Here is a 10,487-nt window from a genome sequence, read left to right as displayed (position 1 = left end):
GGATAACGCATGAGTGATACGAAAAATGACGCGCTGCAATCGCGTCTGCTGCTGGCCGAACGCGTCGCGCGGGCGGGCGGGGAGAAGGCGCTGGCCTACTTCAATCAGCGTGACACGCTGGTGGTCGAAACCAAGCACGACCTGCAGGATGTGGTATCACGCGCTGACCGCGAGGTGGAACAGATGATCGACCAGCAGATTCGCGCCAGCTTCCCGGACGACGGTTTTCTTGGCGAGGAGTACGGCCTGCAGCCGGGCACGTCAGGCTACACCTGGGTGGTCGATCCGATTGACGGCACCAGCCCGTTCCTCAACGGTATGCCAAACTGGTGTGTTTCCGTTGCGGTGCTGCATGACGGCGTACCGGTGATTGGCGTGATCTTTGCGCCGACTTATCAGGAGTGCTACGTCGCCGCGCTCGGCCAGGGCGCAACGCTGAATGGCCGCCGTTTACAGGTGGATCCGTCACGTACGCTGCAAAATCACGTTACCGGCTTTGGCGCTAATAGCTATGTCAGCCCGGAAGAGGTGGGCCGCCTGCTGGCGTCACTGCTGGCAGCGGGTGGCAACTTTATCCGTATCGGATCTGGTGCGCTGATGCTGGCGTGGGTGGCAGCCGGACGCGTGGTGGGCTATTTCGAACCCTACATGCACGCGTGGGATTGCCTGGCCGGTTACTGTCTGGTGAAAGAGGCCGGCGGCTGGTATCACCCGTTTAACACCGAGGGCGATCGGCTGTTAAAAGGCGCGCAGGTGCTGGCGGTGGCGCCGGGTGCGCAGGCAGAGCTGAGGCGGATTGCCGGCGTTTAAGTGGTGCATTTCACGGCCGCGCGGCGTTTTCCGGGTCGCCATCCATGGCGACCTTACTACGCTTGCGCTGTCGTAACGGGATAATCAGTGATTTTTAACGATTCCGTGGTGACTTAAACCGCCACGAACTCGCGGTATCCCGACCAAATCACATACACCGCGAAATAACAGAAAATCAGCGCTGAGGCGAGATACGAATACTTCAGCAGGCGCTCGCCCAGCAGCTTTCCGCCCATGCTGCCGATCAGGCAGATCACACAGGTCCACACCACCCCGGCGAGGAAAAAACCGCTAAGAAACCACGAAGTTGCACCGGCATCACTGTGGCCGATGCGAGCTATCAGCACGCCGCCCACGCTGGCGAACCACAGAATCGCCGTCGGTGACGACATCGCCAGCACGATGCCGCGCCGAAATTCGCGCAGCAGTGAACGATAAGGCTGGGTTTCAGCTGCGGGGATGTCGATTTTTTTGGCCAGCGCGGCGTAAAGCATTTTAGCGGCAAACCACAGCAGCAAGATGCCGCCGCCAATCCATAGCAACCAGCGCACCGGCGTAAACTGCAGTATCACCGCCATGCCAGCCATCGCCAGCAAGGCGTAAATTAAATCGCCCACACAGGTGCCCATGCCCAGCCAGAAACCGTGCAGATAACCGCGCTGCATCGCCAGCGTCAGCATGGCGATGTTGGCGAGTCCGATATCCAGACACAGCGATAAACTCAATAAAAAACCATTAGAAAACGGCAGCATAACGTCGTGACCATCCCTGAGTTCGGTAAAGGAAAGATTAAAGCATGCGTGCCGGGGCTTTTTACACTGCTTCCTGCCAGCCATAACCAAACGCTATGACCCATTAGCAAAGGCACAATTAAATAAACCGATTTGTGAAGCCGATCGGCCTGCGCAGCTTTGCGGGCAGGGAATGCCACTATAGTCGTTAACGAGACGTTAACAACGTCCGTTTCAATACAAAAAAATCAACCTGGTTTGGGCGCAGGCCCGTGAAAATTCCGATTATGGTGGAAAGACAATGAGTGGATACCCAAAACCGGCAACTGGCGGTTTAGCAACAAACTTAACCGTGGCAATATCACTGGCTCTATTGACGCTGGCGGGGAGTGCTATGGCGCAGAACACGGAACATCATCAAACAGCATTAGTCGGCACCTGGACCAGTATTCCGGATGCCCCTGCGGTACAAAAGCCGGATCGACCCAGTGAAGGTTTGTATCGCATGCAGGTCAACAGCGACGGGACGCTCAAGCCGCTGGAGGTGATCAGGATGAAAAGCCCGTCGTGGATCGTTAAATCACGCGACGGGCGGTTTGCTTATACCACCAATGAGGAAAATGCCGGTGCCGTTACCGCGCTGGCTATCGATAAACAGGGCGCAGTGCGGGTGCTGAATCAGGTCGACAGCCACGGCGAGCAGCCAACGCACGCCACTCTCAGCCCGGACGGCAAATTCCTGTTTGTCGCCAACTATTCGGTGGCGAAAGGCGGAGCAGGGGTAACGGTGTTCCCGATTGCGTCGGACGGCAAGCTGGGCGAACAGGTGCAGCATTTCGCGTTCAGCGAGGGCAGCGGCGTGGTAAAAGATCGGCAGGATGGCGGCCATGCGCACTCCACTACCTTTACCCATGATGGCCGCTATCTGTATGCGGCCGATCTCGGTGACGACAAACTGCATGCCTATCGCTACCACGCGGATCGGCGAGAGCCGCTGCAGGCGGATACCAGCCGTGATGTGAGCTTTGCGCCAGGTGCGGGTCCGCGCCATATGGTGTTCTCCGCCGACGGTAAACACGCTTATGTGATTACTGAAATGGCGGGCGAAATCGTGGTGTTCCGCGTCACTGATGGCCGGCTGGAACGGCAGGCACAGGTAGCGCTGAATACGCAAAACAGCAGCGCCGCCTATAAAAGCGGTGGCGGCATCATTCTCAGCCCGCAGGGTAAATTCCTGATTGCCGCTAACCGCGGATCTGACAATCATCTGCTGGTGTTTAAGATTGCCGCCGATGGCAGCCTGACAGATCCACAGCGCTATGCCGCCGACGGTATTGAGCCGCGCGCGCTGGCGTTTGATAACAGCGGTAAACACCTCTATGTCACCAACGTGTTTACCAATACCATTACGCTGTTTGATTTTGATGCGCACAGCGGCAAGCTGAGCGCGCGCGGTGTGGCGGCGAAGCTGGCAACGCCAACCGACATCAAATTCTTTAACTAACTTCCCTTTCACTCATCCGGTGCGCGTGACGGCGCACCGTCTTCCGCCATAGTCGACAGCGCGCTTTCCAGCGAAGCCGGAAACATCTGGCCGTGACTGAGCCCGGGAAACAGCTGGAAGCGAGCCGCCAGGCCGTTCTCCTGCATGCCGTCGAGGGTGGTGCGAATCCGGCTCAGCACATCGCTGACGCCAGAACGGGATTCGCCGTTGCCTTCCATCAGCATCAGCTGCTTCTGCTTAAACGATGCGGGCGTCACCGCCGCCATCTGCTGCAACAGCGTTGCGTCGCCGCGCAGAGAAGGACTGGCGGCAAAATAGCGCTGGAAAAATCCGGAGGTTAAATAGCTGTCCAGCACAAACAGCCCGCCATAAGAGTGGCCCCACAGCGCACGCTGCTGCGCATTGATCGGCAGATGCTGTTCGGCACGCGGCGCGATAGTCTGTTCCAGCAGCTGGCGGAATGCGGTACTGCCGCCGGCTGGCCTGCCGCGACGATCCTGCACCTGTTGTGGCGGGGTGTAATCCAGCGTGCGCGCAGCGAGATCGAACGGCAGCGGGGTCTGATAGCCTATCGCCACCAGCACCGGCGGGTTGCCTGCCGCCAGCTTCTGCAACAGCGCTTCGCTGAGATGGTTCATCACCGCGTTGCCATCCAGCATATACAGCACCGCGTAACCGTTGGCCGGTGCGGGTTTACGTGGCACCGCCGTCCACACTTTGTAGTGGCGCTGGCCGTCAACGGAATCAAACGTGTTAACAGTGAAGCGATACCAGGCAGAGCCTTTGTCGGCAATGTTGGGTCCGAGCGGCGTCATATCAGGCCGGGCGAAACCGACAGCGGGGCTGAGCAGCAGGTTCAGCAGGGTGAACAGCGGAATGATAAAGCGATAAATCATGGCGCTTCCTTACTAGCTGGCGAGTCAATTACTTCCGTGTCACAGCGAAAGCGCCAGACAGATTAGTGATAATGATTATTAATTTCAACAACCATTTTGCACCGTCACGCGCCGTGCGGAAGTGTAAAGATTTCGTCAGGATCGCCGATAACGTAGCGGTATAATACCAGCGAGGATAGTCAGGATGATTAACGGTATCGGACCGGGTAGTTTCTCACAGCTCCATCTCAGCAGCGCCAGCGCACGCGTGACCAACAGCACGGCAAGCAATGCGACCCGGCAAAATAGTCTGACGGCAGACGCCTCAGCGAAAGTTACCTTTAGCGAAGCCACCGACGCCATCTCTGCGGTGTACCAGATGACGCCGGCGCGCGTCACCGCCAGCACGCCTCTTTCGCCTGATATGCAGACGCAGGCGATGGGGGCGCTGCGCAGCTCGGGCGTCAGCATGAACGGCATTGGCAGCGCGTTGCTGAGCGCACTGACGCAGCAGCGTGACGATGTCACCATCAGCGTACCGGCCAGCGGCGGCGCGCAAACTGACACGCAGAGCGCGGTGGCGCTGGAGATTACCACTCAGTCCGGCGTTAGCCTCACCCTGCAGATGACGCGGCAGCAGGATGGCGTAGCGGTGGCACTGAAAACCACTCACGGTAAGCTGAGCGATGACGAAGCTGCGGCAATTGCCAAACTTTCCGGCGCGCTGGAGAAAACCCTGAGCGGGCTGGATAACGGCAACGGTAAACTGGATGTCGGTGACCTGCTCAGTTTTGACAGTAACCAGCTGGCCAGCGTTGATCTGAAAACCGACCTGCGTCGCAGCGGCGAAGTGATGCAGTCGCTGAATCTGCATGCCGACCCGGGTTCACGCTGGCTGGGTTTCCATAATGCCGACGCCAGTTTCAAACTGACGACGGACATGCGCAGCCTGGTGCAGGCCAGCAACGCCGGTCAGCAGCAGAGCGCCCTGGCGCAGTGGAGCGCGAAATTTGATCAGGCCGCTTCGCGCGGTCACGGCGATCGCGCGGCGCTGGCACTGTTTAAGCAGGGTTTCGAGAGCTTAAACAGCACCAGCGCGGCGGCCGGCGTGGCGATGCGCACCCCGCAGGCGATCACCGTAGGCGCGCATGCGGCGCAGGCCGGTGCCATCAGCGGCCTGGCGGATTTCTCGGCCAGCTATCACCAGACGGCGCGCTCCAGCAATCCGCTGAAGCCGGAAGAAGAAGATACTTTCGCTCTGGATGTGGCGCAGCGCAGCAGCCAGCAGAAGAACGGCGATACGCAGCGCATGACGCAGGAAACCCTGTTTAAGCTGAACGCCAGTTTTCACACCGCGCTAAGCGCCAGTTCGCCGCTGGCGCTCAATGAAACCAAAGAGTCACAAAACTATCACTACCACCAGATTCACGATGAAACGCGCAGCACCACTGAGGTGACGCAGGATGCGCAGGGTAACCTCACCGCCCGTTTCGCCCGGCAGCTGACGCAGCAGGAAACGGTGAAGACCTATCAGCTGGCGAAGCTGATCGACAGTACCAGTACACCGCACAGTGAGAAGAGTGAATCGACGCGCCACTATTCCCCGGCGATGTATCTGGCGCAGGCGTAATACCAGGATAACGTAATGCCCACTTTATTGCGCCAGCCCATGGCGCAATAAAACAATAATGTCATTTATCACTATCGATAGCGGAATTAATACTTAAGATAATTCACCCGTATCACTCAGCGTAATAACCCTGCATCTCCGCGCCCGCTAACGCCTTCTTATCTCTGATAAATTCTTTATTCTCTTTCTGCATGCCGTTTGCCGGATATAGCATAACCGCGCTCTTTACCGCTGTTATTTCCGCTGATTATCATCGCGCTCAATCTGTTATTAAGTTACGGCTCTCTGCCCTGGCAGAATGAGCCTGTGAATCACAGCTAAATAAAAAGTGAATCCAGCGATGACGCAAATCAGGACTCAACAACTTCAGCGCGCGGCGGTGATCACGTCTGACGCGGCGGCAATCGACGCCGCCCGCCATCTGGCGGAACAGGCAAAGGCCGGCGCAGTAGAGCGCGATCAACAGCGCATCTACCCGCGTGAACTGCTCGATCAGTTCACCCAGCTGGGGCTGGGCAGTATCAGCGTGCCGCGCCAGTTTGGCGGCGGCGGTTTGTCGTTTGGTACCGTGGCGGAGGTGTTCCGCCTGATCTCCGCCAGCGATCCGTCGCTTGGCCAGATTCCGCAAAACCACTTCGGGCTGATCCAGTTCATCGTGGGGGAAGGCAGTGCGCAACAGCAGCAGCGCCTGCTCAGCGCGGTGGTACAGGGCCAGCGGCTCGGCAACGGCGGTCCGGAAAAGGACAGCAAACACACGCGTGATGTGCAGGCGCAGCTGGTGTCAGGTCCGGAGGGTTTACGGCTCAGCGGTGAAAAGTTCTATTCAACCGGTGCACTGTTTGCCGACATTCTGGTGACCACCGCGCAGCAGGAGGGCCAGCCGGTGATGGCGTTCATTCCGCTGCCAGCGGCAGGGGTGGAGATTATCGATGACTGGTCGGGTATCGGTCAGCGCACCACCGCCAGCGGCACGGTGAAGCTCCAGCAGGTGGCGGTCGATGCCGGTTTGACCATCGCGCTACCGTCCCCCGATAAACCAACACTGCGCGGTGCCGTATCGCAGCTGATCCAGGCCGCAATTGACGCCGGGATCGCCCAGGGCGCGCTGGATGAGGCGCTGGCGTTTATTCACAGCAGCTCGCGTCCGTGGGTGGACGCGGGCGTGAGCCGCAACGCAGACGACCCTTACATTCTCGCCGATGTCGGGCGTATCAGCACCGAACTGAGCGCCGCCAACGCGCTGCTGGTGCGTGCGGCGCGCGTACTGGACAGCATTGACCCGCACGCGCTTACCGCTGCGCACTGCGCGCGCGCCTCCATCGCGGTTGCAGAAGCCAAAGTGCTGACCACCGAAATTGCGCTGAAAGCCAGCGAAAAGCTGCTGGAGTGGAGCGGCAGCCGCGGCACATTGCTGAAGCATGGGCTGGATCGCCACTGGCGCAACGCGCGCACCCATACGTTGCACGATCCGGTGCGCTGGAAAACGCACGCCATCGGCAACTATTACCTCAATGATGTTCTGCCCGCGCGTCATGCGTGGATTTAAGGAGCGATGATGACGCAGGTTTTCGCTAAACAGCCGGCAGCACGTATCCGTAGTGCGCAGCAGGCCCTGCAGGTGGCAGAGGAGCTGGCTGAACGCTTTCGCAGCGGCGCAGCGCAGCGCGATCGGCAGCGTGAGCTGCCACATGCTGAACTTCAGCACTATTTCCAGTCCGGCTTAGGCACCATTACCGTGCCGCGTGCGTGGGGCGGCATTGAGATTTCCAGCGCAGAACTGGCGCAGATTTTTGTCATTCTCAGCGCTGCCGATGCATCAATCGGTCAGGTGCCACAAAACCACTTCTACGCGCTGGAAGTGCTGCGCGTTAACGGCAGCGACGCCCAGCAGCAGCGGCTGTACAACGAAGTGCTGGCGGGCGTTCACTATGGCAACGCGCTGGCGGAGTTCGGCTCTGCGGCGGCGCATCAGCGCACCACCGCCTTTAGCCAGACCGCCAGCGGGCTGCGCCTCAACGGCGACAAATTTTACTGCACCGGGGCGCTGTTTGCCGACCGCATCCCGACGCTGGCCATCGCCGATGACGGCAAAGAACAGCTGGTGTTTGTGCCGCGCCATCAGCCGGGCGTGACGGTGATTGATGACTGGAGCGGTTTCGGCCAGCGCACCACCGGCAGCGGCAGCGTGCAGTTTCGTGATGTGGCGATCGCGCCGGACGATGTGGTGCCGTTTCACAGCGCGTTTGAGCGGCCGACCACCGTCGGACCGTTTGCCCAGATTATGCATGCGGCCATCGACCAGGGCATTGCCCGCGCGGCCTTCAACGACATGCTGGCTTTTGTGCAGCAGCGCGCGCGGCCGTGGCCGGACAGCGGCGTCGAGCGAGCCTGTGACGATCCGCTGACGCTGGATCGCACCGGGCGGCTCGCCGCACGACTCAGCGCCGGTGATGCGTTGCTGGATGTTGCCGGAGAGGCGGTCGATGTCGCCCAACGCAACCCGAGTGCTGAGCACGTCGCGCTGGCATCGGTTGAAGTGGCGAAAGCGCGTGCCTGGACCACTGAGGTGGCGCTGGAAGCCGGCAATCTGTTGTTTGAGCTGGGCGGATCGCGCGCCAGCCTGCGCGAGCACAACCTCGATCGCCACTGGCGCAACGCGCGTACCCACACGCTGCATGACCCGGTACGCTGGAAATATCCGGTCATCGGCAACTATTTGCTTAACGGCGTGCTGCCGCCGCGACGGGGAACGCTATGAGCCGCAAACAGATTCTGCTCAATGCTTTTAACATGAACTGCGTGGGTCATATTCACCATGGCATGTGGACCCATCCGCAGGACCGCTCAGTGGAGTTCAATTCGCTGGCGTACTGGCTGGATTTAGCGCGTCTGCTGGAGCGCGGCCTGTTCGACGGACTGTTCATTGCCGATATTCTCGGCGTTTACGATGTATATCAGCAGGGTATCGGCCTGACGGCGCGCGAGTCCATTCAGCTGCCGGTGAACGATCCGCTGATGCTGATTTCCGGCATGGCCAGCGTGACGCAGCATCTGGGCTTTGGCGTGACCGCCAATCTGAGCTACGAAGCCCCTTATCCTTTTGCCCGCCGCCTGTCGACGCTCGACCATCTGACCAACGGCCGCATCGGCTGGAACATCGTAACCGGCTATCTCGACAGCGCGGCGCGCGCCATGGGGCAGCAGCAACTGCTGGCGCACGATCGGCGCTACGACCAGGCCGATGAGTTTCTTGATGTCACTTATCAGCTGTGGGAAGGCAGCTGGCAGAACGATGCGTTGCTGGCCGACAAACAGCGCCGGCTGTATGCCGACGCGCAGAAGATTCACGCGATTAATCATCAGGGCGAATTTTATCAGGTGCAGGGCTATCACCTGAGCAGCCCTTCGCCGCAGCGCACGCCGTTGCTGTTCCAGGCAGGATCATCCGCGCGCGGCGTGGCGTTTGCTGCGCGGCACGCCGAGTGCAGTTTCGTGAATGCCAGCTCGCCGGCGGCGCTGCGCGAGCAGGCGCAGCGTCTGCGCCACGCGGCGGTGGCGGCGGGTCGTCAGGCGGACGACTTACGCATCTTTATGGGCGTCAGCGTGATCGTCGCCGCCAGCGAACGCGAAGCGCAGGAGAAGCACCGCAGCTATCTGGAATACGCCAGTGCTGAAGCCGGCATTGCGCACTTCTCCAGCTCAATTGGCGTCGATCTCGCTGCGTTTGGCCTCGATGAACCGATTCACAGCGGCGACACGCGCGCCATTGAATCGGTGAGCAAAGCCTATAACGGTTGGACGCGTCGCCAACTGCTGGAGCAGCATGCGCTCGGTAGCCGCTATCCGGTGATTGTCGGCAACCCGTCTCAGGTCGCCGACCAGTTGATCCGCTGGATTGATGAAGGTGAAATTGACGGCTTCAATCTGACGCGCATCCTGAATCCGCAAAGCTACCGCGATTTTATTGAGCTGGTGGTGCCGGAACTTCAGCAGCGCGGCCGCTTCAAAACCGCCTATCAGCCGGGATCGCTCCGGCAAAAAATTTTTCAGCAGCAGGATCGTCTGCCCGCGCGCCACCCGGCCGCGCGCTGGCGGCCTGCGGCTGACGTTCGTTAATTTAACCTCAGGAAATCAGGATGAAATTTGCCTCATTAGTGGCGCTGAGCGCCGCAATATTTACCGCCAGCGCGTTTGCCGCCGGTGACTACAGCGGCGCCCTCAAAGTCGGTACCACGGCGGCTTTCGCGCCGCCGCTGGAAACCGCCGTGGCTGAAGCGAAAAAGCAGGGACTGCAGGTCGAGCTGGTGGAGTTCACCGACTGGACTGCGCCGAACGTGAGCGTGGAAAATGGCGACATTGACGTCAACCTGTTCCAGCACAAGCCGTTTCTTGACAATGCCAACCGCGAGGGCGGTTTCCATCTGGTGCCGTATGCGCCCGCCATCATCAATAACATCGGGCTCTATTCGAAGAAGCACACGGCAATCGATCAGATTCCGGACGGCGGCACGGTGGCGATTGCCAATGACCCAATTAACGGTGCGCGCGGATTGCTGCTGTTGCAAAAAGCGCAGCTGATTACGTTAAAACCGGGCAGCGGGCTGAAATCCACCGTGGATGATATCGCCAGCAATCCAAAACACCTGAAAATCATCGAAGTGGAGGCGGTGCAGCTGTCGCGCTCGCTGGATGAGGTCGACCTGGCGCAGGGGTATCCGCACTATTTGCGTTTGTCGAAGACCATCGACCCCAACAAGGCCCTGTTATTTGATGGCCTTGAGCATCCGGAATATGTGATTCAGTTCGTGATTCGTGACGGACATCAGGACGATCCGCGTCTCAAAAAGTTTGTAGATATCTATCAGCACTCGCCGGTGGTGCGCGCGAAGCTGGATGAGTTCTACGGCAAGCTGTATCAGCCGGGCTGGAGCCAGTAA

At 59.6% G+C, this 10,487-nt stretch carries 9 protein-coding genes; 7 read left to right on the top strand and 2 right to left on the bottom strand.

Annotation, left to right across the window (positions count from 1 at the left end; genetic code table 11):
- Window positions 1-9: 9 nt before the first annotated feature.
- Window positions 10-810, top strand: coding sequence for an inositol monophosphatase (locus tag C1Y43_RS06465; RefSeq protein ID WP_021508951.1), 801 nt, complete (start codon window positions 10-12; stop codon window positions 808-810).
- A gap of 113 nt (window positions 811-923) precedes the next feature.
- Here the strand turns inward: C1Y43_RS06465 and C1Y43_RS06460 are convergent, their stop codons facing one another.
- Entirely contained in the window at window positions 924-1,562 is a 639-nt protein-coding gene (locus C1Y43_RS06460; protein ID WP_104187522.1) for a LysE family translocator, read from the bottom strand.
- Between the two features lie 373 nt (window positions 1,563-1,935).
- On the opposite strand from C1Y43_RS06460, the gene C1Y43_RS06455 reads away from it, so the two are divergent.
- Window positions 1,936-3,045: a lactonase family protein gene (locus C1Y43_RS06455; RefSeq protein ID WP_104187520.1), complete on the top strand. Its 1,110-nt coding sequence runs from the start codon at window positions 1,936-1,938 to the stop codon at window positions 3,043-3,045.
- A gap of 8 nt (window positions 3,046-3,053) precedes the next feature.
- On the opposite strand, the gene C1Y43_RS06450 is transcribed toward C1Y43_RS06455, so the two are convergent.
- On the bottom strand, window positions 3,054-3,941 hold the full coding sequence (locus C1Y43_RS06450) for an alpha/beta hydrolase (protein WP_199189142.1): 888 nt from the start codon (window positions 3,939-3,941) through the stop codon (window positions 3,054-3,056).
- Window positions 3,942-4,125: 184 nt separating this feature from the next.
- On the opposite strand from C1Y43_RS06450, the gene C1Y43_RS06445 reads away from it, so the two are divergent.
- The 5 genes from C1Y43_RS06445 (at window position 4,126) to C1Y43_RS06425 (ending at window position 10,487) form a co-directional block, all read left to right on the top strand.
- Entirely contained in the window at window positions 4,126-5,550 is a 1,425-nt protein-coding gene (locus tag C1Y43_RS06445; RefSeq protein WP_104187518.1) for a hypothetical protein, read from the top strand.
- Between the two features lie 340 nt (window positions 5,551-5,890).
- Window positions 5,891-7,096, top strand: a complete 1,206-nt coding sequence (locus tag C1Y43_RS06440; RefSeq protein WP_104187516.1) for an SfnB family sulfur acquisition oxidoreductase — start codon at window positions 5,891-5,893, stop codon at window positions 7,094-7,096.
- Between the two features lie 9 nt (window positions 7,097-7,105).
- On the top strand, window positions 7,106-8,308 hold the full coding sequence (locus tag C1Y43_RS06435) for an SfnB family sulfur acquisition oxidoreductase (RefSeq protein WP_104187515.1): 1,203 nt from the start codon (window positions 7,106-7,108) through the stop codon (window positions 8,306-8,308).
- Window positions 8,305-9,666, top strand: coding sequence for an LLM class flavin-dependent oxidoreductase (locus C1Y43_RS06430; RefSeq protein ID WP_104187513.1), 1,362 nt, complete (start codon window positions 8,305-8,307; stop codon window positions 9,664-9,666). Before C1Y43_RS06435 ends, C1Y43_RS06430 begins: the two co-directional genes overlap by 4 nt.
- A gap of 20 nt (window positions 9,667-9,686) precedes the next feature.
- Window positions 9,687-10,487 carry a MetQ/NlpA family ABC transporter substrate-binding protein gene (locus tag C1Y43_RS06425; RefSeq protein ID WP_168714982.1) on the top strand — a complete coding sequence of 267 codons (801 nt, stop codon included), beginning with the start codon at window positions 9,687-9,689 and terminating at the stop codon, window positions 10,485-10,487.

The sequence above is a fragment of the Pantoea sp. ICBG 828 genome (assembly GCF_002928355.1).
Classification (GTDB): Bacteria; Pseudomonadota; Gammaproteobacteria; order Enterobacterales; family Enterobacteriaceae; genus Pantoea; species Pantoea dispersa.
Note: the sequence above shows the minus strand (reverse complement) of the source record. Positions and strands in the feature narration are given on the sequence as shown.

What these genes read in the sequence shown, in the direction of transcription:
- C1Y43_RS06465 (WP_021508951.1), top strand. Translation starts at nt 10, where the DNA reads ATGAGTGATACGAAAAATGACGCGCTGCAATCGCGTCTGCTGCTGGCC.
- C1Y43_RS06460 (WP_104187522.1), bottom strand. Translation starts at nt 1,562, where the DNA reads ATGCTGCCGTTTTCTAATGGTTTTTTATTGAGTTTATCGCTGTGTCTG.
- C1Y43_RS06455 (WP_104187520.1), top strand. Translation starts at nt 1,936, where the DNA reads ATGGCGCAGAACACGGAACATCATCAAACAGCATTAGTCGGCACCTGG.
- C1Y43_RS06450 (WP_199189142.1), bottom strand. Translation starts at nt 3,941, where the DNA reads ATGATTTATCGCTTTATCATTCCGCTGTTCACCCTGCTGAACCTGCTG.
- C1Y43_RS06445 (WP_104187518.1), top strand. Translation starts at nt 4,126, where the DNA reads ATGATTAACGGTATCGGACCGGGTAGTTTCTCACAGCTCCATCTCAGC.
- C1Y43_RS06440 (WP_104187516.1), top strand. Translation starts at nt 5,891, where the DNA reads ATGACGCAAATCAGGACTCAACAACTTCAGCGCGCGGCGGTGATCACG.
- C1Y43_RS06435 (WP_104187515.1), top strand. Translation starts at nt 7,106, where the DNA reads ATGACGCAGGTTTTCGCTAAACAGCCGGCAGCACGTATCCGTAGTGCG.
- C1Y43_RS06430 (WP_104187513.1), top strand. Translation starts at nt 8,305, where the DNA reads ATGAGCCGCAAACAGATTCTGCTCAATGCTTTTAACATGAACTGCGTG.
- C1Y43_RS06425 (WP_168714982.1), top strand. Translation starts at nt 9,687, where the DNA reads ATGAAATTTGCCTCATTAGTGGCGCTGAGCGCCGCAATATTTACCGCC.